General features: G+C 54.1%; 19 protein-coding genes. 6 read left to right on the forward strand and 13 right to left on the reverse strand.

The genetic code is table 11. From position 1 onward, the window contains the following. Window positions 1-129: 129 nt before the first annotated feature. The 4 genes from QWV57_RS16355 to QWV57_RS16370 form a co-directional block, all read right to left on the reverse strand. A complete protein-coding gene (locus QWV57_RS16355) occupies window positions 130-2,841 on the reverse strand; it encodes an S-layer protein (protein WP_301100113.1) in 2,712 nt (903 codons plus the stop codon). A 372-nt stretch (window positions 2,842-3,213) separates the two neighbouring features. Further along, on the reverse strand, window positions 3,214-3,993 hold the full coding sequence (locus tag QWV57_RS16360) for a hypothetical protein (RefSeq protein ID WP_015375897.1): 780 nt from the start codon (window positions 3,991-3,993) through the stop codon (window positions 3,214-3,216). Between the two features lie 286 nt (window positions 3,994-4,279). Then, entirely contained in the window at window positions 4,280-5,635 is a 1,356-nt protein-coding gene (locus QWV57_RS16365; RefSeq protein WP_301100114.1) for a C40 family peptidase, read from the reverse strand. Between the two features lie 154 nt (window positions 5,636-5,789). After that, window positions 5,790-6,299, reverse strand: coding sequence for a hypothetical protein (locus QWV57_RS16370; RefSeq protein ID WP_020754055.1), 510 nt, complete (start codon window positions 6,297-6,299; stop codon window positions 5,790-5,792). 208 nt (window positions 6,300-6,507) lie between these two features. On the opposite strand from QWV57_RS16370, the gene QWV57_RS16375 reads away from it, so the two are divergent. Continuing rightward, window positions 6,508-6,915 carry a helix-turn-helix domain-containing protein gene (locus QWV57_RS16375; protein WP_301100115.1) on the forward strand — a complete coding sequence of 136 codons (408 nt, stop codon included), beginning with the start codon at window positions 6,508-6,510 and terminating at the stop codon, window positions 6,913-6,915. Window positions 6,916-7,035: 120 nt separating this feature from the next. Here QWV57_RS16375 and ssb read toward each other — a convergent pair whose 3' ends face one another. Continuing rightward, a complete protein-coding gene (gene ssb, locus QWV57_RS16380; RefSeq protein ID WP_011232661.1) occupies window positions 7,036-7,395 on the reverse strand; it encodes a single-stranded DNA-binding protein in 360 nt (119 codons plus the stop codon). Between the two features lie 269 nt (window positions 7,396-7,664). On the opposite strand from ssb, the gene QWV57_RS16385 reads away from it, so the two are divergent. Then, entirely contained in the window at window positions 7,665-8,105 is a 441-nt protein-coding gene (locus QWV57_RS16385) for a YwpF-like family protein (protein ID WP_021322699.1), read from the forward strand. Between the two features lie 56 nt (window positions 8,106-8,161). Here the strand turns inward: QWV57_RS16385 and srtD are convergent, their stop codons facing one another. The 4 genes from srtD to QWV57_RS16405 form a co-directional block, all read right to left on the reverse strand. Then, window positions 8,162-8,791 carry a class D sortase, LPxTATN-specific gene (gene srtD, locus QWV57_RS16390; protein WP_081132693.1) on the reverse strand — a complete coding sequence of 210 codons (630 nt, stop codon included), beginning with the start codon at window positions 8,789-8,791 and terminating at the stop codon, window positions 8,162-8,164. A 6-nt stretch (window positions 8,792-8,797) separates the two neighbouring features. After that, window positions 8,798-9,697 (reverse strand): processed acidic surface protein, encoded by a 900-nt coding sequence (locus QWV57_RS16395; RefSeq protein ID WP_095860023.1) that lies wholly within the window; start codon window positions 9,695-9,697, stop codon window positions 8,798-8,800. A 380-nt stretch (window positions 9,698-10,077) separates the two neighbouring features. Continuing rightward, entirely contained in the window at window positions 10,078-11,454 is a 1,377-nt protein-coding gene (locus tag QWV57_RS16400; RefSeq protein ID WP_301100117.1) for an aspartate kinase, read from the reverse strand. A 460-nt stretch (window positions 11,455-11,914) separates the two neighbouring features. Next, window positions 11,915-12,349 (reverse strand): DUF1284 domain-containing protein, encoded by a 435-nt coding sequence (locus QWV57_RS16405; RefSeq protein ID WP_011232666.1) that lies wholly within the window; start codon window positions 12,347-12,349, stop codon window positions 11,915-11,917. Window positions 12,350-12,781: 432 nt separating this feature from the next. Between QWV57_RS16405 and QWV57_RS16410 the strand changes: the two genes are divergently transcribed. From QWV57_RS16410 to QWV57_RS16420, 3 genes are all read left to right on the forward strand, one after another. Beyond that, window positions 12,782-13,369, forward strand: a complete 588-nt coding sequence (locus QWV57_RS16410) for a hypothetical protein (protein ID WP_033006607.1) — start codon at window positions 12,782-12,784, stop codon at window positions 13,367-13,369. 213 nt (window positions 13,370-13,582) lie between these two features. Beyond that, entirely contained in the window at window positions 13,583-15,103 is a 1,521-nt protein-coding gene (gene adh, locus QWV57_RS16415; protein ID WP_081132690.1) for an aldehyde dehydrogenase, read from the forward strand. Between the two features lie 209 nt (window positions 15,104-15,312). Beyond that, window positions 15,313-15,672 carry a DUF779 domain-containing protein gene (locus QWV57_RS16420; RefSeq protein ID WP_033006606.1) on the forward strand — a complete coding sequence of 120 codons (360 nt, stop codon included), beginning with the start codon at window positions 15,313-15,315 and terminating at the stop codon, window positions 15,670-15,672. A 200-nt stretch (window positions 15,673-15,872) separates the two neighbouring features. On the opposite strand, the gene QWV57_RS16425 is transcribed toward QWV57_RS16420, so the two are convergent. The 4 genes from QWV57_RS16425 to QWV57_RS16440 all read right to left on the reverse strand — a co-directional run bounded on the left by QWV57_RS16425 (window position 15,873) and on the right by QWV57_RS16440 (window position 19,601). Next, a complete protein-coding gene (locus QWV57_RS16425; protein WP_081132689.1) occupies window positions 15,873-17,489 on the reverse strand; it encodes an MDR family MFS transporter in 1,617 nt (538 codons plus the stop codon). Beyond that, window positions 17,474-18,397, reverse strand: a complete 924-nt coding sequence (locus QWV57_RS16430; protein ID WP_033005882.1) for a TetR/AcrR family transcriptional regulator — start codon at window positions 18,395-18,397, stop codon at window positions 17,474-17,476. Before QWV57_RS16430 ends, QWV57_RS16425 begins: the two co-directional genes overlap by 16 nt. After that, window positions 18,390-18,530: a hypothetical protein gene (locus QWV57_RS16435; protein ID WP_033005884.1), complete on the reverse strand. Its 141-nt coding sequence runs from the start codon at window positions 18,528-18,530 to the stop codon at window positions 18,390-18,392. The genes QWV57_RS16430 and QWV57_RS16435 overlap by 8 nt, the downstream gene beginning before the upstream one ends. 201 nt (window positions 18,531-18,731) lie before the next feature. Further along, window positions 18,732-19,601: an ROK family protein gene (locus QWV57_RS16440; protein WP_301100119.1), complete on the reverse strand. Its 870-nt coding sequence runs from the start codon at window positions 19,599-19,601 to the stop codon at window positions 18,732-18,734. A 263-nt stretch (window positions 19,602-19,864) separates the two neighbouring features. Between QWV57_RS16440 and ssuE the strand changes: the two genes are divergently transcribed. Further along, the gene (gene ssuE / locus QWV57_RS16445) at window positions 19,865-20,413 is read left to right on the forward strand and encodes an NADPH-dependent FMN reductase (RefSeq protein ID WP_015375912.1); all 549 of its coding nucleotides are present in this window, start codon (window positions 19,865-19,867) and stop codon (window positions 20,411-20,413) included. Window positions 20,414-20,434: the final 21 nt, after the last annotated feature.

The raw sequence follows: 20,434 nt of genomic DNA on the forward strand, positions 1-20,434 counted from the left end.
GAAAGCATCTTGCTTGTGTGTAAGGTGCATGTTGTGGTGATAAACGAAAAAATATCACAAAAGACCCTCCCATGAAAGTGAGTTCACCACTTTCATGGGAGGGTTGCTACATTGCTATACACTCCATCCTTATTTTGCCACGTTTACAACAGCATCAGAAACTGGGTTGCCAACTACATTATTCGAACTAATACCACCCGTTTGATCTACATCTACAATGCCTGTCGCCGACAAGGTGATTGGCTTAGACAGATCTGTTACTGGGTTTTTCAGTTTGAGATAAATAGTTTTATATCCTTTTGGTAAACTAACCGCATTTTGAGCGCCACTATCTTCATAGACCCCTAATACAGTAGCTGATTGTCCATCAACTTTTACGGTAAAGTTGTTAACAGAAAGCGGATTGCTGATCATCGCATTTGCCACCGGTTCGCTGAAGTCGACACGGATGACGTCTGCGCTGGTTAAGGTCGCTGTGAACGTCGGAGCCACGTTTTCTTTCATGTATTCATTTACGGTCACGGTATCCATAACGAGCCCAGACGTATTCTTAATGTTGCTGATCGTAATGACGTGCGTGCCTGTCCACGTATTTGCCCCGGGTGCGAGCGTCACGCGGATATGTTTCGTATCTCCATCAAAGACTGCTTTCGTGACGGTCAAACCGTTGATGTTGAAGTTGGACAGGTTCAATGCAGAAGCGTCCAAGTTTTGTGTGAACGCAAATACTAATTCGTTGTTGTTGTCCGCTTTCACACCATTATCATCGTAGGCTGTATCAAGAGCTGGCTTCGTCGTTAAGCTGTCAGAGCCGCGAACGAACGTAATTTGTTTACGCTCGGCATATGGGTTGCCAGCCAAATCGCTTACTAAACCGTTCGGCAGCGTCACGGTGTATGTGCCTTTTGGCAAGGAAGAAATGCTCAAAGCAACCGATTTCGATTTTCCGTCTGTCGGCAGATATAATTTGAAATTGTCGCTAGTTGTTTTCAAATCTGCGCCGACAGCCTTAAGTACATTGTTTTCGTCAATATACTTATCGCTCGATTGAACGACTGTAATGTTGCTGCCAGTCGTGACCTCTTCGTCAAATGTCAACACAAGGTGCTCAACACCGTCAATTTTCACGACTTGGCTACTGACGAATTTCGGTGCTGTGTTATCGGCTTTCAATTGAACAACTTTCGTGTATGCATCCCCAGCATTGCCCGCTAAGTCCTTATAATCACTCACCTCAACTGCATACACACCTTCCGACAAAGCAGAAGCCAACGTTGCCGTGTAGACTAAGCCGGTTGAATCAACCGAAACAGAAGCTGTTTGGCCACCGATTTTGATGGTCGGAGCGCTCAACAGTTTTTCGCTGAATGTCACTTTGACGGTTTTCGTGTTGACGGCTTCGATGCTTTGAACGACTGGTTTCGTTGTATCAACCGTTGTCTTCTTGACTGTCAATTCAGCTGGGTTTGGATTGATCACATTACCGTTGTAATCGACAGCACCGAAGATTTTCAACGTCAGATCTTTATTAACCGGCACAGACGAAGATGCAAGGTTGATTGTCATTTCATCGTCGCCAGCCGTGAACTTCGGAGAAACCGAAATTTCAGTTGTTCCGTCGTACAGTTTGACTGTTCCTACGCTGGCAAGCGGTTCAGAGAACTTCACTTTCAGCGTCAAGCCGTTATCCGCGTAAGAAGACGACAGAACGCTCGGTCTTACCGAATCAGTCGTGTCAATCGTCGTCGTGTAGGCAGGCACATCTTTGCCGTCCAATGTCTTGACGTTTTTAATGTCGACAACATAGCGTTTCGTGAAAAATTGAGCGCCATCAGCCACTAATTTTAACGTTTTCTTATCATCGCTCAACGATGCCTTCACGGTGGAAACCGTTCCTTGGCCATCAATCGCCGTGAGCGTGATGGCGGTTGTTTTCACGACGTCATCGGACGTGTCGCTTGTGCCTTTGTTGTCGATTACTGTTGCGGCATCAACCGCTTTGTTAAACTTGATTTCCAATGTTTTTGCGTTAACAGCTGTTACGCTTTCCACTTTTGGAGGCAACGCCGCTTCATACGCCGCATTGGCTTCTTGTGCTGCTTTTTGCAGTTCAGCTTTGAACGCATCGGTTACTTTCGATACATATTGGTTGACTTGGTCAAGCGCAGCTTTCGCTTTGTCCAAGTTGCCGGCTTTGACGGCGTCTTGCGCTTCACGCGCTTTCATCGAAACCGTGATGTCGTAAACTAAGCTGTCGCGCAGTTTTTGCGCTTCGGCTTTGAATTGCGAGCGAAGCAGTTCGCGCGTCGTTTGGCCGTATACGCGGTCGAGGATGACCGTGCGCGTTTTGAGCTCGTACGAAATTTTGTGGTAGAGCTCTTCTGCCTTTTTCAAGTCTTTTGCTTCGACAGCTTTCGCCAGATCTTGACGCAGACCGTCAAGCTTGACTGCGTAGTTGTAAGCGTCGATGTACGTAGCCACGCGCGCTTCGCCCGATTTCGGGTTGGCTTTGAATACATACGTTTCGTATGTAGCTTGCAAGTCAGCCAAATACGCGTCTTTTTTCGCGCCGCCGGCTTTGTTCACGACAGCAACCGCGTTTGCATACGCTTGTTTCGCTTTGTTGTAGGCGGCATATACGTCGCTGATGTTCGGGAGTTTGCCCGTTTCCGTTACCGTGTGGCTGTACGCATAATACGCTGCTTTAAATTGCGCTTTCGCTTGGCTGACGACCGTCGCCACGTCCGTGGCTGCTTGGGAAGCATGCGGGTTGGCTGCGACGAAAGCGCTCGCTGCTACAGCGCTGGCTGTGGCGAGTTTGACTGCTTTCTTTTTGTCCATAAAGCCTAAAATCCCCCTTCATTTTTATGAAACTTTAAGACAATGATCCTAAACGGCTGCCGTTTAGTAGATTCATTGCCTAAAAGGTGCTAACATCAACCAATATCATCCTTGACGGCTAGATGCTGGGCTGATTAGAAAGCCTAGCATCTGTTGCTAGCACTTGAGCATAATTCCTCAATGCTCTACGTCTCCTATAATAATACATTTTTCTTCTAAATTCTAGTCCTAAATACAAATTTTTTAGAGAATATGCCATTGAAATTATTGCCATCGATGGCGACATTGATATGAATATGCCTGTAACAGAAATTTAGAACAATATTTTGGCAGTTTGATGGTTTTGGTTGGCAAACATTTTGTGCAAAAACATCAATCGTTTTTCTTCACCGTGACGTCCATCGGTTGGCCAAGCGTCATTTTGACGACGTCATAGCGGTCATTCAGGTACAAATCGAGAAAGCGGAACTGTCCTGCGAATTGTTCCGGGCTGTTCGTGATGGAAAATTGCAGCTGCATGGCGTAATCGCCGCTGTTGGCGAGCTGTTCGGCGATTTTTTCGATCTCTTCCTTCGGCACGTTGTACGCTTTTAAGTAAGAGATCGAGTCGGCGATCGCTTCGGCATTGTCGTTGAAATAAATGGAGAGTGTCACCGCGGCGCCGTCGATGCGGCCTTCAAGCGGCAATGACATATTTTGGCCGTATAAATACCAGCCGAACAGACGATTTCCTTTTTGCCGCTCAATGACGAACGGGACGGATTCATTTCCTGCCTGAAGAATGTATTGCCCTTTCAATGAGCGGGCGACAAGGGCGAGAAGTTCGTCTTTGGTGAACGGCACGTATTGGATGGCATCCCCTTGTTTGGCATACAGTCCGCCGCCGAGGCTGTAATAGACGGCGCCGCCTGCCCGTTTTTGGCTGTAGGCGCGATACTCGCGCCCTTGTTTCGCCGTCATGGCGGACTGCCATGCTGCTCCGTTCAAGCGGTATAGGGGCGTGTCGCGCAAAATGACGACTTTGCCGATCATGCCTTGTTTCCATTGGACTTGCCCCCATTGGACGGCGGCGTCAACCGTTTGCCCATTTCCTCCGAGGGCGATGGCGGCGGCGAGGCAGATGGCGGCTGCCATTTGGAATGCATGTTTCATCTTCGTTTTCCTCCTCATTTTGGTCATCGGTGTCGTTCTATATAGATGCAATTTGAAGCTTTACCATTTGCAGCTTTTAGCGGGCGTTTGATCGACTGTCGGGCGACCGAACAACGCCGCTTCACAGACACATATATGAGTCTGTGAAGCAGGCGGTTGTTCGGTCCTCCGTCACGCCAAGGCGTGACGGAGGCAAGCCACAGGCTTGCCTGCGACAGTCGAAAAGGGATAAACCGCTTTTCCGTCAAGGATATGGTAAACTTCTTCGTTGCATCTATATAGCATGCTAAAAGAACCGCTTCGCCCCCAAGTACCGCTGTTTCCAATACGGTTGGTCGAGGCGGCTCGTCGTCACGCCGGTCGAAGCGCCGCTATGAATGAACTGGCCGTTGCCGATATAGATGCCGGCGTGCGACGGGCTATTCGTGGTCGTGGCGAAAAAGACGATGTCGCCGACTTCCGGGGCGGAAACCGATACGCCTGCATTCCACATCAAGGCGACGGTGCGCGGGATAGGGACGCCTTGTTGCTGGAAAAGGTAAAAAATGAACCCGCTGCAGTCAAATCCCTCTTCCGGCGTCTCGCCGCCCCAAACGTACGGGACGCCGAGCAGCTCAGCCGCATCGGCGACGAGTTCGATGACGTCCAGCTTCGCCGCAGGGGCTTGTCCGATCAGGCGCTCGTATGTTTCGCCGTCAACAATGCCGGTCGCTGGGAGTTTGGCCGCTTGTTGGAAACGGCGGACGGCATCGGCGGTGGCAGTGCCGTAGTAGCCGGTGATGGCCGTGTAGAAGTAGCCGAGCTCTTTCAGCTTTGTCTGAATGCGCTTGACGTCTTCGCCGAGCGCGCCGATTGAGAGGCGAACCGCCAGGCGCTCGCGCTCGATCGGTGCAGGCGGGGGTGTTTTCGCTTTTACTGCGCTCGCAAGGAGGGCAGCGGTTTGGTTGTCGACCGCGCCGGTCACTGGCAGGCCGTTGTCGCGTTGAAAGCGGCGGATGGCGTCGGCCGTCAGCACCCCATAGTAGCCGGTGATGTCCGAATACGTAAAGTAGCCGAGTTGTTTGAGCTGTTGCTGCAGCTCGCGGACTTCGTCGCCGCGCGCCCCAACGGTCAGCGCCGCAGACGGTGAGGGCGAGGAACCTTCTTCTTTTTGCTTCAGCCGCTCAAGCGTCGCCCGGTCCGCCCGGCCGGTGGCGGGAAGTCCGTTCGCCCGTTGAAACTGCTTCACCGCATCGGCCGTCACCGCGCCGTAGTAGCCGGTGATTTGCGGATAGCGAAAATAGCCGAGCTGTTTCAGCCGGCGTTGCAAATCACTGACGGCCGCGCCGCGGGAACCGATGGCGAGCGTGTCGTTTGACGCAGGCGCGCTTTTGAGCTTCGCGTAGGTGGGGTCATCGACGATGCCGGTCGCTGGCAAGTTCATCGCCCGTTGGAACGCCTTGACCGCTTCTTCGGTAATGGCGCCAAAGTAGCCGGTCGCTTTCGGGTATGTAAAAAAGCCTTGTTCCTTTAAACGCTGCTGGATTTGTGCAATCTCGGGGGAACTCATGCCTTTTTTCCATTCCGCCGCCTGGCTGTCATCCGGGGCAAGAAAAAAGGACGAAACCATGGCAGCGGCAAAGAAGGCGTGATTCGGTTTCACGGACGCGTCCTCTCCCTTCGCCGCCCCTTTCGTTTGTTGTCGTCTTGTCCTTAGTGGATGTTCAAGATGAGGCGCGGCAATGTTCTATATTTTCAGTATATCGTATGAAAGCCATGAAAGGAAATGCTTTTTTCCATTGGGAGAAGAAAGAAGATCATGAACCGGAATGGGGTGTTCCCCGTTTCGGACGCGACAGATTGGCGAACAAGTGCGACACACGCCGATCATCGACAAGGTAAATCGACTGCAGCACTTCATAAATGAGCTGTTTTTCCATCGCCAGCCATTCGTCAACGCGGATCGGGATGTATTTTTGCTTCGGTTCGTTCCACTCGTAGAGGGCGACGGTAAACTTTTTTTGGCGAAGGTCGAGCTTGACGATGAACATGTACAACTGGCTCGTGCATTTAAACACAAAATAGAGCTGAGCTTCGGACGAGCACGTGATCGTGCGAAACAGCGCCTCGCCTTCCGATGCAAAACGCATCCGTCCACCTTCGTTTTTCAGCGAGCGCAGCGAATCGGTGAAACTGGCCGGGGCGATCGTTTTCAGCCGAACGGAAAACGGATTTTTCATTTCCTTAATATAGATATGGTACAGTTTTTGCGTATGCTTCTGCCCGTTTCGTTCACAAATGACAAAATCGGCAAGATAGATGTTCACCTTGACCCCCTCTTTTTGCTTATAAATTTCCCATTTTTAACTAATTGTACTATGTGCTTCCTGGGCAAAAAAGAGGCCGAACGACAGAATAATCGACAAATATGTTCTAATTTGGAAACGAAGAAATAAATGGTCCAAAAAGGAACAACCATTACCTCCGCGCTTTTCTATCTTTAAAGAGTAATGATGAAAAGCGTGGTGACAAACGATGACAAACCTTGGGGAAACGCTCAAACGATTGCGAAAAGAACGGCGCTGGACACAGGAAGAGCTGGCCGAGCAACTGAATGTATCGCGTTCGCAAATCAGCAAATGGGAAAACGGCAGCTTGCTTCCGGATGTGCAGTCGCTTGAGAAGCTCTGCCAGTTGTTTGACGTCAGCGCCGATTTTTTGCTTGGCGGCGAAACGCGCCAACGCGAGCTGTTGCGCGAAGTGACAGACATATACGGAACGGCGGACGTGCACGAAACGGTGCTCGCGGCGTTGGACTACTTGCTTCATAACCAAGAGATGAGCGAAGCGGTGTACACGCTCGCGAAGCTGCCGGATAAAAAGCGAAAACATGTCGAAACGATGATCGTGACGATCGTAAAAGAGTGCTCCGAGCTCATGTAGCTCCCCTCATGCTGAAAAAAAGCGCTAACAACGACGTGCTAGCGCCATCCGTTGGGGAGTGTTTGGGGACACGTTCTTTCTCTTGGGGATTCGCTTTGAAAGGCATGTATGGGGAAACGACTATACGTGCTCCGGCCATTCTGGTTTCTTTCCGGAGTGGAGAAATTGGACGGACTCCGCGACGACTTCGGTGACATAGACGCGTTGACCGTCTTTTTTATCGTAGCGGCGCGTTTGGATTCTCCCCGTCACCGCCACCATCGATCCTTTTCGGCAATAATTGGCGGTATGTTCCGCTGTTTTCCGCCATAAAACGCATGGAACGAAATCGGCGTCAATCCCCCCTTCCGCGTTGCGGAAATTTCTCGCCACCGCCAGCGTGACAGTCGCGACGGCAGCCCCTTCGGCCGTGTAGCGAAGCTCGGGATCTTTCGTCAACCGGCCGACCAACACGACTTGGTTGATCATGTGTTGGCGCATCCCCCCTTTCCTCCACCGCACCTTTATGATAACGAATCTCGTTTTGGGTCGTAAAATCGCGATTTTTGCATTTTTTGGCGCACTCTATGGATACAATTCAGCGAAAAAGGCGAAATCTTCGTCGACAATGGCGGGGCAAAATGGCGTTTTTGCCATCCGACGGAAAATATGCAGATCGTTTTTCAGCAGGAGGGGCGGCATCCCGTTTTTCTTCCCTCGTCCGCCTGTGCTATAATCTTGGATAAGACAACGGTAACGAGGTGGACGAGATGAAAACGTTCAAGCTTGTCGGGCTCTCGGTCATCGACGACGACATGCACCGCCAAGACATCCCGTTTATTGACGGGTTGATCATCAACAAAGAAGACGGGCAAAACCGCTGGCTCGTGGAGGCGTATTTGGATGACGACTATGAGCCAATGTTTGTGAACTTGCAGCGGCGTCCAGAGTTTCAACTGCAAGTGACGATCACCCACACGAGCAACGATCCGGCCAACATGCTCGTCGCCGTCCGTTCGATCACGAAAATGAACGGCCACATTAGCGTCTTGATGGAAGGGCTGATGATCCCGCGGCGCACCCATTTGGCGGAAGTCGTGCTGGCCGGCCTTGTCAAGAAAGGGCTGCAAGGCGAGGCGCTGCTTCAAGAGTTTCGCCAGCAAATGCATGAGCGAATCGATGCCAAGGCGCCGCAGGAACGGAAAAGGTAAAAGGCTGGAGAGCGCACTTTCCAGCCTTTTTGTTTGCCTTCCTGCAGGCAAGTGGATCATCCTCTTGGAAACGCCAGGGCATCAACCCGAACCGGGCGGGCGGTGACGATGCAGCGCTTCGGAGCGCGGCCGATGAGGCGAAACGGGTAGCACGTTGTCACCGTCAGCGTTGGGCGCGCTTTCTCGACCAAAACGGTCCGGTCGTCGTCATCGACGATGCGGATGTTGACGATGCGGTAATGGATGGCGGCGCGATCCGTCCGAATGATAAGCGCATCGCCGATCTCAAGCTCGCCAAAGCGGCGGAACACAGTATCGCGGTGCCCGGATAGCACGACATGCCCTCGTCCCCCCGGCCAATCGCTCGCTGGATAATGGCCGACACCTCGGCGCAATTCTTGTTCGCGGACGCCTTCATACACGGGAATCGCCGCCCCGAGCTTTGGGATGGCGAGTTCACCAAGGTAGACGCCAAGCGGTGCGTCTTTTTGCGCCGAACGTTCCGCTGGAAGGCTTGCGGCCGGCGGTGAGGAAGGCGCAGGAGCATCCCGCTTGACCGCCATCCAGCCGACGGTGTACCAATAGCCGTTCCAACCGGCCATCGCCGCTCCGATGACGATCGCCCAAAGCGCCGCCCATTGGGCGGCCCGGCGCCCCCACGAAACCCGCGCGGGCTTGCCGTTCACGTTCCTTCACCCTTTCAGCCGCCTGACCCGCCGGTAAAGAAGGAACCCGGCGGAAGCGAGCATCAGTCCGGCCAACGTATAGGTCAAATACGGCGACGCCGTCTCCGGCAGTTTTTCCCCATACATCTTTCCTTTCATCTCTACAGCGAGCAGCCCCGCGTCAATGCCTTTCTCCCCCGCGCGGACGATGTAGCCCGATGTCAACATCTCCCGCGTTATGGCGATATCGGCGACCTTCTCGCCTTGGCGGGTGTACAAGCGAACATGGATGGGCTTCGCTCCGGCCGTCTTGATGTCCGGCACGTCCGCCTTAAGCTCAAGCAGGCGAAGCCCCTCTTCCCACATCGCCCGCAGTTTGCGGCGCTCTGTTTCCGTCCACGGCCCTTCCGTCTCCGCAAACGGGCGCAGCCGCTCACGAAGCGCCGCCAGCCGCCCAGCTAACTGCGGGTCGTCAAGCGAGGCAATATGGCGGGTGAGGGCGCGCACTTCTTGTTCCGTCATCCCGAGCGCCCCAAGCAAGTCGTTGATTTGCTGCATGGCGGCGTTGTGCTGCGAGTAAAAACGGATGGCCCGGTCTAAGTCTTCGACAAATGTGTAGTCTTGCACCGTTTCGCCAAACTGGCCAAGCAGCGCCTCGAGCTCCTCAACCGTCAGCCCGTGCCGGCGCAGAACGGCATGAAGCCGCTCGTCAGTGATGGGTGTGCCGAGCCATTGTTTCATCTCATCCATGGTGCGAAAATCGGCGGCTGTCAAGCCGTATTGATCCAAATAAGCCAACAGGTCGCTCACTGTCCAGCCGACGCTCTCAGCGTACTGCTCAAGCTCGCTTCGGCTGATGGCCGCCGCTCCAGCCGGAAACGAAGCGAAAACAGCGACAAGCACGGCCATTCCTAGCCATTGCCGCATTCGTTCTTCCTCCCTTCCGCTTTCTTTGACGTACATTGGTAGTATTTTCCGAACATGCCGCTCTTATGTACGCCAACGAGCGAAAAAAGAAGAAAGCTCGGCCTAGAGCGCTTGAACGCTCTCCCACCTACGCAAACGCTTAGAGATGGGAGATTCTCGGGGACACCTGCCATAAGGCAGACTGCCAGCCAGACCATCCCCGTCTGTCCCTGTGACTTGGCTGTTCCAACGAAGTCCTTCTTTCAAGATATTTTGAGCGGCGTTGGGGGACATCCATGATGGAAGACGCTGATTCATTCCCCCCTTCGGCTGATCGCGTGAAAGCGGGGGCTTCTCGGTACATAAGAACAGGCGCCCGAGTTTCGGACGCCTGTTTCGCGTTAGGAAAGGTGGCTTACGGTTGCCTGTTGGAAGTAGGCGTTGTACAAGGCGCGAACCGCCTCGTTGACGACTTCTTCTTTGACGCCGAACATCATGCTCACTTCGGACGAACCTTGGTTGATCATCTCCAAGTTGATGTTGGCGTTGGCGAGCGCAGTCGTGGCTTTCGCCGCCATCCCGATCGTTTTTTCCATTCCTTCGCCGACGACCATAATGAGCGCCAAGCCGTACTCAATCGTCACCTCATCGACGGCAAGCTCCTCGCGGATGCGGGCGAGGATGCGCTCATCTTTTCCGTCCGCGAGCTGATCCGCCCGCAAGATGACCGACATGTTGTCGATGCCGGACGGCGTATGTTCGTAGGAGATGCCTTCGTCTTCTAAAATTTGCAGCACGCGCCGGCCAAAGCCAATCTCACGGTTCATTAAGTATTTGCTGATGTTGATGCTGCAAAAGCCAGTGTCGCTTGCAATGCCGGCGACTGGTTCGTCGATATGATTGCGCTTGGCGACGATCCACGTGCCTGGAGCGGCCGGGTTGTTTGTGTTTTTTACGCAAACGGGAATGCCGGCGCGATAGACCGGCTCGAGCGCCTCGTCATGAAAGACGGAAAATCCGGAATACGACAGTTCACGCATCTCGCGGTACGTGATTTCTTTCAGCTTGCGGGCATCGGCGACGATCGACGGGTTGACGCAATAAATCGAATCGACGTCGGTAAAGTTTTCGTACACGTCCGCTTTGACGCCCGCGGCGACGATCGAGCCCGTAATATCCGACCCGCCGCGCGGGAACGTGACGATATGGCCCGATCGGGAATAGCCGAAAAATCCTGGGATGACCAAAACGCCGCGCCGTTCGCGCAGCTGCTTCAGTTTGTCGTACGACTCCGGCAACACTTGGGCGTTGCCCGGCTCATCGGTGACGATGATGCCGGCTTCAAGCGGGCTGACGTAGCTCGCCTCAAGCCCGCAATCTTGCAAATAGAGCGCCATGAGCCTTGCGTTATGGTCTTCGCCGCTCGCTTTCATGGCGTCAAACAACCGAGGCGGCTCGCTTCGATAGGCGCTGATTTTCGACTGCAAGTCATCGACAAGCTCGGCCAAAAAGCCGTCGGCTTCCAGCCCCAGCTCATTGGCAATGTCAGCATACCGCTTCACGATCGCTTCCATTGTTTCCTCATGCGGCTCGCCAGCCACAACTTGTTCGGCCAGCTGGATGAGCATATCGGTCACTTTCACATCGTCTTTGTACCGTTTCCCCGGCGCCGACACGACGACGATGCGGCGCTCGATATCCGAGCTGACGATGTCGGCCACTTTACGGAATTGCGCGGCGCTCGCCACCGAACTTCCACCGAATTTAGCTACTTTCATCGTTCATGACCCTTTCTGTCGAAAGTCTCTATAATTGTTTATCATATCACATTTTTCCGCCCATGGAACTATTCATTTTTTAGAAATTTCCGCGAACGTCCCAAAACACCGCCATCGCCGGCCATGACTCTTTTCAAAACATATAGATGCCATTTGAAGCTTTACCATTTGAAGCTTTTACCGAGCATTGGATCGACTGTCGAGCGACCGAACAACGCCGCTTTCAGCCCCAGTATGGGTCTGTGAAGCGGATGGTTGTTCGGTCTTCCAAGCTACAGGCTTGCCCTCGACAGTCGAAAATGGACAAACCGCTTTTCCGTCAAGGATATGTTAAACTTCTTCGTTGCATCTATATATACAGATGCCGCTGCAACAGGCCCCCCGCCTTGACAAACGAATGACGGCTCAGCGCAGCGCCGTGTTCCCATCGTCCTTCGATTCTTTTTCCGCAAATCACTTCTCACGTTTGCGCCACATTGCCGCGGCGGACGTTGGCGATTCCTTCTTTGCAGACGCCGTACGGCAGCCACGAGCAGTCGCGGCATAACTCGTCCAAATCATCCGGCTTGACCCGTTCCGCCGTCCGCCGAATCAGTTCGGACTTCCAATACACGTTGCCTGGCTCCAAGCCTAAATGGCGAATGACGTTTCCGTCAAGTGAACGGACGTGGGCATCGGAATTTGGGCCGGCTTCACACGTTGTCTCCCCATGATGCGGGCAGGCGAGGCACGCCTCATCGAGCGCCGCGACGACTTCAATCGGGAAATCGTCGTGTTCATCGCGAATGCGGGCCACGATCTCCCACATTTTTTCCACGAACGACGGGCTGTAGCCCATGCCGCGAAATCCGTGCACACAAAGCAAATGATGGCCGCGCAAACGAACCGGTTTCATCTTTATCTCCCCCTTCCTTTTTTCCGGATGACCTTTGACCAACCGAACCGTGTCGAAGTGAACATTTGGAGATGGGAGTGTCTGTTGGCAGTACTTGGCTTCCACACACAACAGACAGACCTACGCTCGATGTTTGACGGTTGCAACGTTTCCTGCAACCAACTCCATCCATCGAGCAGCCGTTATGGGAGTGCCTTTATTGAACGGTTTTCTCCACGTCTTTATTCTATCATACCACAAAAGAAAGGGGGGAACGCGCATTCCTCTCCACTTACTCCCTTTGGTCGTTGAAGTGGGAGTCTCCTGCGCGAAATAGAGATGAAACGATGGATCCCAATCTTCGCTCAAACCGCCGTTTTCCTCCGTCAATTCGGAAACATAACGGATCTGCTTTATCCAGACAGCCGTCATGATACAATGTGAAAGAGAATGATGTTGCTGGGAAAGGACTGGCTGATCATGACGAAAGAAGAATTGGCACGCTCGCTTTCCGTCTTGCTTCATGAGCTGACGAAATCATGGCAGAAAGAAAAAATTCATTCCGATGTGCTCGAAATCATTATGAAGCTGCGCATTCAAACTGATGACGACGAGCAATACGTTGCCGATCTGCTCGGCAACATCGCGTTTGCGAGCGAATCGGCCCATGCGCTCAAGCAAATTTGGGGCTATATGCTGCGCGAGCAAACCTTTCTATCGCCACAGACGATCGAGGCGATGCTCACGGACGCCCAGCGCAAGATCCAGCGCCGGCTGTCAGAGATGACGGCCCGCTATGAGCGTCCGTTTTTGTCCATCGATGACCCGCTCGAGCGGAAACGCCAGCTTGAGCGCTCCTACGGCGCGCTTCTTTTGTTCAACCGGATCGCCACCGACTTTTTGCTTGAGTTCGTCCGCGAAGAAAACGAAACGGCCGCCAGCACCTTTTTTGCAGCTGACCCGAACGAGGCGATCGAAGTGTTCCACCATCTTTGCAGCGTCTACGCAAGCCGCTGGCTGGAAGGCTTGGAAGTCGATTGATGGCCGAACCGTCGATTCAAGTCCTTGAAGCCAACCAAGGGCGCCCCAAACGCAACGGGGCGCCTCTTCTCATCACCATCTATACGGCTGCATGGACATTTTCGATTTGACAGTATTGTTCAGTCATGATATTGTATTCATTGGAAAGAATTTTTATAATATTCTTTCCTTTGTAAGCGAATACAAAAAACTCAAATGGAGGAGGAATCGGGGATGATCTACGCACAACCAGGCCAGCCAGGCGCGCTTGTCACATTTAAAAAGCGCTACGAAAACTTCATTGGCGGCAAATGGGTGCCGCCGGTCGACGGCGAGTATTTCGAAAATATCACGCCCATCACCGGACAGCCGTATTGCGAAGTGCCGCGCTCGAAAGCGGCGGACATCGAACTGGCGCTTGACGCCGCCCATGCGGCCAAAGACGCATGGGGACGCACGTCTCCAGCGGAGCGCGCCCGTTTGCTGAACAAAATCGCCGATCGGATGGAAGAACATTTGGAAATGCTGGCCGTCGCCGAAACGTGGGAAAACGGCAAGCCGATCCGCGAGACGCTCGCGGCTGACATTCCGCTTGCCATCGACCATTTCCGCTATTTTGCCAGCTGCATCCGCGCGCAAGAAGGCACGATTTCAGAAATCGATCACGACACAGTCGCCTATCATTTCAAAGAACCGCTCGGCGTCGTTGGACAAATCATCCCATGGAACTTCCCGATTTTAATGGCGGCCTGGAAACTCGCGCCAGCGCTCGCGGCCGGCAACTGCGTCGTGTTGAAACCGGCGGAGCAAACGCCGACGTCGATCCTCGTTCTCATCGAACTCATCGAAGATTTACTCCCACCTGGCGTCGTCAACATCGTCAACGGCTTTGGCTTGGAAGCCGGCAAGCCGCTCGCCTCGAACCCGCGTGTGGCGAAAGTGGCATTCACCGGCGAAACGACGACCGGACGGCTCATCATGCAATACGCCTCGCAAAACATCGTGCCGGTCACATTGGAACTTGGCGGCAAGTCCCCGAACATTTTCTTCGCTGATGTGATGGACAAAGATGACGAGTTTCTCGATAAGGCGCTTGAAGGGTTTACGATGTTCGCTCTGAACCAAGGCGAAGTGTGCACATGCCCGTCGCGCGCCCTCATCCATGAGTCGATTTACGACGCCTTTATGGAACGGGCGCTTGAGCGCGTCAAGCAAATCAAGCAAGGCAATCCGCTCGATACGGAAACGATGATCGGCGCCCAAGCCTCCTCCGAACAGCTCGAGAAAATTTTGTCATACATCGACATCGGCAAACAAGAAGGCGCCGAACTTTTGATCGGCGGCGAGCGGAACATGCTCGAAGGAGAACTGTCCGGCGGCTATTACGTCAAGCCGACCGTTTTCAAAGGGCATAACAAAATGCGCATTTTCCAAGAAGAAATTTTCGGCCCAGTGCTCGCGGTCACGACGTTTAAAGATCATGACGAAGCGCTTTCGATCGCCAATGAGACGCTGTACGGCCTTGGCGCCGGCGTCTGGACGCGCGACATCAACACCGCGTACCGCTTCGGCCGCGGCATCCAGGCTGGCCGCGTCTGGACGAACTGCTACCACGTCTATCCGGCCCATGCGGCGTTCGGCGGCTACAAAATGTCCGGCATCGGCCGCGAAACGCACAAAATGATGCTTGACCATTACCAACAAACGAAAAACTTGCTCGTCAGCTATTCGCCGAAAAAACTGGGCTTGTTCTAATACTCACCCACCCACTCTTTCACCGCCTCCCCGTTTTGAGGCGAAGAGCCCACCATGTTGACAAGGTGTCCCGGTTCCGTTCGGGACACCCTCTTTTGCCTTGACGACACTGCTGTTGTCTCACTCGTTCTCCGCCAAGCAGCGGGCCGCCGATTGACCGCCCATACTGAAAACAAACGAAATGCATGAATGCAAAGGAGGGACACCCAATGGCTGAAGAACCGAAAGTCATCGCCACCGAAGCAGCGTTAGCGTTAATCGAAAAGCTGAAAGCCAAGTACGGCCCGCTCATGTTCCATCAATCCGGCGGCTGCTGCGACGGCAGCTCGCCGATGTGCTACCCGCTCGGTGAGTTGATCGTCGGCGATTCCGACGTGTTGCTTGGCGAAATCGGCGGCTGCCCGTTTTACATCGCTAAGGCGCAATACGAATATTGGAAGCATACGCAGCTCATCATCGATGTCGTTCCGGGGCGCGGCGGCATGTTTTCCCTCGAAGGCCCGGAAGGCGTTCGCTTTCTCACCCGCTCGCGCGTCTTCGGCCAAAGCGCAGAGGCAGGCGCGCCGTAGCCGCCCGTTGCCGATCGTCACCGTGAAGCTGCCAAGCGCCGAGCATCGCGTTGATGCGAGACCCGCCCGGCGAAATGAGCGGCACAAAAGCAAACCGACGCCTACCTCTGGATGCCTCATCGCTCTTTTGTTCGTTGCCGCCCACAAAAAAGGCGGCCCGCCTTCTCGCCGAAAAGGCGCGGTCCGCCGTTTCCTTTTCTTCACTCGGTCTCGGTTCCCTGCTTCAACGGCTTCATCGCCTCCGCCCGATCGGACAAGACGATCCTCTTCAAGCCGAACACGAAAAGCAAGCCGACCGCGATAAACGCGAGCCCGAACCAAAAGACCGCCTGCAGGGAATCGACAAGCGACTGCTTCAGCACCGGCACGAACATGTCCCGAAGCGGCGCTGGAATTTTCGCCATCGCTTCCGGACTGAGCAAGACAGAATACAAGCCTTGCGGGTCGGTATGGATCATATCGGCAAAGCGGTCGACAAGCCCTTTCGCCTGCGCCGGCAGCGCTTCAAGCTTTGGCATGAGCCGCTCGTCAAGCAAGACGCTCGACCGGTGGTTCATGATGGCGCCAAGCACTGTCATCCCAAACGTCCCGCCAATGGAGCGGAAAAATTGGCTCGAAGAGGTCACGACGCCAAGCTCTGATTTCGGGAAGCTTTCTTGCAAAGCGAGCGTCAAAATCGGCATCACAAGCCCGGTGCCAAGACCGAGAATAATCATATACATCGTCGCCGTCCATTTGGACGTATCGACATCCATCGTGCCAAGGAGCCCGAATGCGGACGCCATAATGATCATGCCGGCGACGAGTTGCGTTTTCACTCCGATCCGATACACCAAACGGCCGCCAACGACGCTGCCGATGATCATCGTAATCATCATCGGCGTCATGATCGTCCCGGACTGGGTGGCGCTCACGCCGATGATGCCTTGCATGAAAAACGGCACAAACATAATCGCGCCAAACATGCCGACGCTCATGAAAAAGCCGATGCCATTGAGCAGCGTAAACGTCCGATTGCCAAACAGCCAAAGCGGAAGGATCGGCTCTTCAGCCCGCTTTTCCGCCCAAACAAACAAAGCGAAAAAGACAACGGCGGCCGCAAACAGCGAGACGATTTGCCACGACCCCCACGGATATCGGTCGCCGCCAAACGTCAGTCCCAACAGCAGGCTGACGACGCCCACGGTCAACGTCGCCATCCCGGCGATGTCAAATTTCACCGGCCCCTCGGCTTTATATTTGCTTAACCCCATGGCAATCAGCACCGTGGCGAGAATGCCCACCGGCAAGTTGATGTAAAACACCCAGCGCCAGTTCAAATGGTCGACGATAAAGCCGCCGATTTGCGGGCCCAGCACCGAAGCAAGGCCGTACAAGCCGCCGAACACCCCTTGCCATTTCGCCCGCTCCTTGCCGGTAAAGACGTCGCCGATGACGACCATGGCCATCGGCATCATAATCCCGCCGCCCAGTCCTTGAATGCCGCGGTAAATGATGAGCTCGGTCATATCGTTCGCCATGCCGCAAAGCGCGGAACCAGCCATAAAAATGACCAACCCGCTCACATAGACAATCCGCCGGCCCAATAAGTCGGCGAGCTTGCCGGCGATCGGCACGACCGTCGTTGACGTGAGCATGTACGCCGTTGTCAACCACGTCATGACACCGAGTCCGCCAAGTTCCCCGACGATGCGCGGCATGGCCGTTCCGACAATCGTCCCGTCCAACGCCGCAAAGAGCATCGCAATAATGAGCCCGGTGATCAGCAACGGGCGATGACGAATAGTGCTCGTCGGCACTGCTATCGCTTTTTCCATACTTCTCTCTCCCATCCGTTTTGTCGTTGGTATTCATCCATTTCTTTGACCAATGCATCCAAAGCCGACGCCAGTTGAGGCGCCTGTTGATGCCGCAAATACAACAGCAGCGCTTCGACGATATAGGCGCGCGGCGGCTCATTGCGCCCAAGCAGCTCCTCCTCCAGCGCCGCTATGGCTTCCAGCACATCGTTCCCCTGCTTCGGATTGAGTCCATTGGCGGCCTCCCGGACGGCGGCGAACGCCGAAGCCAGCCGCTCCCGCTGACGCTCGCGCTCACGCTTCTCCAGTTCCATCCATGGCGCAAGCGCCTCCTCGGTCAAAAGCGGGCGCTCATCAGCCGTGAAGCTGGCGACAATCGCATCAATGCGCCGCACAAGAAAACGAGCTGCCTCGTCCGCATCAAACGCCTCCTCGCGAAAAAAGAAGTAAAACAAATATTGCCGGATGATGCCGTTCGTCATCATGGCCACATCATACACATACGGACCAACCGCCTCGCCATAGACCTCCGCTAGGCGCGTGCAATACCATAAAAAAAGGCGCCCATGCTGGCGGAACATATACCGTTCCACTTCCGGATTGACTTTCGGCAATTGCTCCGACATCATCATACGCAAAAAGTCTTTGTACTCGCGAATGTGAGAAAAATGGGCCGCCAGCTGGCGGACAAACCGCTCTTTTTCCGTCCCTTCCCCGCCGTCCGCCATGAAATCAGCGACCATTTTTTCGCTGTAGTAGCGGAGCACCGAAAGCAACAACTCCTCCTTTGAGGCGAAATGGTGATAAAACGCTCCTTTGGAAATCCCCCACGCCTCGACCAAATCTTGAATGGAAGTGGTGTGATACCCTTTTTCAGCAAACAATTTCAACGCCGCCTCAATAAATTGGGCGCGCCGCTCATCCATGGCAGCCACTCATTCCTTTCCCATTCGTCCTCATCCACTGCCGATACGACGGCAGCAGCGCGCGCGGTTTCACGACATCAACCCGTACGCCGCGCTGTTGCAGCCATTCTACCAACCGTCGAACATGGATCATTGTCCTCGCCTCCATATCACTTATGACCAAATGGTCAAACTAATTATAAACCAACGTCATAAAGATACGCAACTCAAAAACGATTTTTTTTGACCAATAGGTCGATTTTTTGCTAATTCCGTTGAACAATCGGTCAATATCCCTTCCTTCAAACAAAAAACGGCCCACCGCCTGATTGAAGACGGTGAACGGCCGTCCTTGCTATTCGATCGCCCTCGCCGCAAGCGCCAACGCACCTGCAATGCCGGCGTTGTCGCCAAGCCCCGGAAGGACAATATACTCATCAATCCGCCGCAAAATCGCCTCGTGCTCGACATACCCGTTGAGCAGTTCCTGCACATGACGGCGCACAAGCGGCAACACGTGCGTCTGCTTCATGACGCCTCCGCCCGTGATCACCTTTTTCGGCGATAAAATGAGGATGTAGTTGGTGATCGCCTGGGCAAGATAAAAGGCTTCCAACTCCCATACTTCACGGCGGTCCGCCAACTCCGCTCCCTTTTTCCCCCAACGCCGCTCAATCGCGGGGCCAGACGCCATCCCTTCCAAACAGTCGCCATGATACGGGCAAATGCCGGCAAACGCGTCATCCGGATGGCGGCGGACCAACATGTGGCCCATCTCCGGGTGAAGCAGCCCATGCAACAGGCGGCCCTCGACGATTGCCCCAACGCCGATACCCGTTCCGACCGTCATGTACAGGCAGCTGTCAAGCCCTCGCGCCGCCCCCCAGCGCTGCTCGCCGAGCGCCGCCGCGTTGACATCCGTGTCAAAGCCGATCGGCACGGGAAAATGTTGCTTTATCGCGCCGACAAAATCGAAGTTTCGCCACGCCTGTTTCGGCGTGCTCGTAATGTACCCATACATCGGGCTGTCCGGGCGCAAATCAACCGGGCCGAATGACCCGATCCCGATCGCCTCCACGTTGTGGGGGCGGAAAAAATCGATAACGTGCGCCATCGTCTCTTCCGGCGCCGTCGTCGGAAACACCGCCCGCTCATGAATGTTCCCTTGTTCATCGCCGATGGCGCAGACAAATTTTGTGCCTCCGGCTTCAATGGCTCCAAGCATCCTATGCGTCCCCTTCCTTTTTGATCATTCCTTTTTTAGTTTACCTTGAAGCATGACTATTTGGAATCCCTTTCACAGCAAAGTCGCCGCACGCCAAACGGAAGGGGAAAAACGGGTGCCGCATTCTAGCGAACAGATGTCCATCACCGTTTTGCACACAAGATGGAGAAATTTGCAAAAAGGCGATTGACACATCATCTGTTGCGTGATACGATATCGAAAAACCAAGTATTCCTATATGAATTATAGAGGAGTGTGTTGCCATGCCTGATATCGTTATTCTCAACGGAAACCCATCGTCCACGTCCCGCCTCAATGGACTCATTGAGTATGCCGAACAGGCTTTGCGGCAGAAGGGATTCGCCATCGAACAAATTCGCGTAGCCGACTTGCCGGCCGATGATTTGGTGCGGGCTCGCTTTGACAGCCCCGCCATTGCAGCCGCCAACCAAAAAGTAGAGAAGTCTCATGGCATCATCATTGCCAGTCCCGTTTTCAAAGCCTCCTACACAGGAATATTGAAAGCGTACTTGGATTTGCTGCCGCAAAAGGGATTGCAGCACAAAGTCGTCCTTCCGTTGTTCATCGGCGGCTCCCTTGCCCATTTGCTCGCGATAGACTACGGATTGAAACCTGTTCTGTCCGCCTTGGGAGCGCGCTACTTGTTGGGCGGCGTCTACGCTGTCGATCAATGGGTTACCCGTCTTCCGGAAGGGGGCTACTCGCTGCCTGAAGAATTGAAGCGCCGGCTTGATGAAAGCTTATCAGAATTGGGCTCCGCCCTTCATCTGTCTGTTTCTAGCTCGTTGTAAGAAGCGATTTCACCCACTCAC

The organism is Geobacillus zalihae (assembly GCF_030414215.1).
GTDB lineage: Bacteria > Bacillota > Bacilli > Bacillales > Anoxybacillaceae > Geobacillus > Geobacillus zalihae.

What these genes read in the sequence shown, in the direction of transcription:
- QWV57_RS16355 (WP_301100113.1), bottom strand. Translation starts at nt 2,841, where the DNA reads ATGGACAAAAAGAAAGCAGTCAAACTCGCCACAGCCAGCGCTGTAGCA.
- QWV57_RS16360 (WP_015375897.1), bottom strand. Translation starts at nt 3,993, where the DNA reads ATGAAACATGCATTCCAAATGGCAGCCGCCATCTGCCTCGCCGCCGCC.
- QWV57_RS16375 (WP_301100115.1), top strand. Translation starts at nt 6,508, where the DNA reads ATGACAAACCTTGGGGAAACGCTCAAACGATTGCGAAAAGAACGGCGC.
- ssb (WP_011232661.1), bottom strand. Translation starts at nt 7,395, where the DNA reads ATGCGCCAACACATGATCAACCAAGTCGTGTTGGTCGGCCGGTTGACG.
- QWV57_RS16385 (WP_021322699.1), top strand. Translation starts at nt 7,665, where the DNA reads ATGAAAACGTTCAAGCTTGTCGGGCTCTCGGTCATCGACGACGACATG.
- QWV57_RS16395 (WP_095860023.1), bottom strand. Translation starts at nt 9,697, where the DNA reads ATGCGGCAATGGCTAGGAATGGCCGTGCTTGTCGCTGTTTTCGCTTCG.
- QWV57_RS16400 (WP_301100117.1), bottom strand. Translation starts at nt 11,454, where the DNA reads ATGAAAGTAGCTAAATTCGGTGGAAGTTCGGTGGCGAGCGCCGCGCAA.
- QWV57_RS16405 (WP_011232666.1), bottom strand. Translation starts at nt 12,349, where the DNA reads ATGAAACCGGTTCGTTTGCGCGGCCATCATTTGCTTTGTGTGCACGGA.
- QWV57_RS16410 (WP_033006607.1), top strand. Translation starts at nt 12,782, where the DNA reads ATGTTGCTGGGAAAGGACTGGCTGATCATGACGAAAGAAGAATTGGCA.
- adh (WP_081132690.1), top strand. Translation starts at nt 13,583, where the DNA reads ATGATCTACGCACAACCAGGCCAGCCAGGCGCGCTTGTCACATTTAAA.
- QWV57_RS16420 (WP_033006606.1), top strand. Translation starts at nt 15,313, where the DNA reads ATGGCTGAAGAACCGAAAGTCATCGCCACCGAAGCAGCGTTAGCGTTA.
- QWV57_RS16425 (WP_081132689.1), bottom strand. Translation starts at nt 17,489, where the DNA reads ATGGAAAAAGCGATAGCAGTGCCGACGAGCACTATTCGTCATCGCCCG.
- QWV57_RS16430 (WP_033005882.1), bottom strand. Translation starts at nt 18,397, where the DNA reads ATGGATGAGCGGCGCGCCCAATTTATTGAGGCGGCGTTGAAATTGTTT.
- QWV57_RS16435 (WP_033005884.1), bottom strand. Translation starts at nt 18,530, where the DNA reads ATGATCCATGTTCGACGGTTGGTAGAATGGCTGCAACAGCGCGGCGTA.
- QWV57_RS16440 (WP_301100119.1), bottom strand. Translation starts at nt 19,601, where the DNA reads ATGCTTGGAGCCATTGAAGCCGGAGGCACAAAATTTGTCTGCGCCATC.
- ssuE (WP_015375912.1), top strand. Translation starts at nt 19,865, where the DNA reads ATGCCTGATATCGTTATTCTCAACGGAAACCCATCGTCCACGTCCCGC.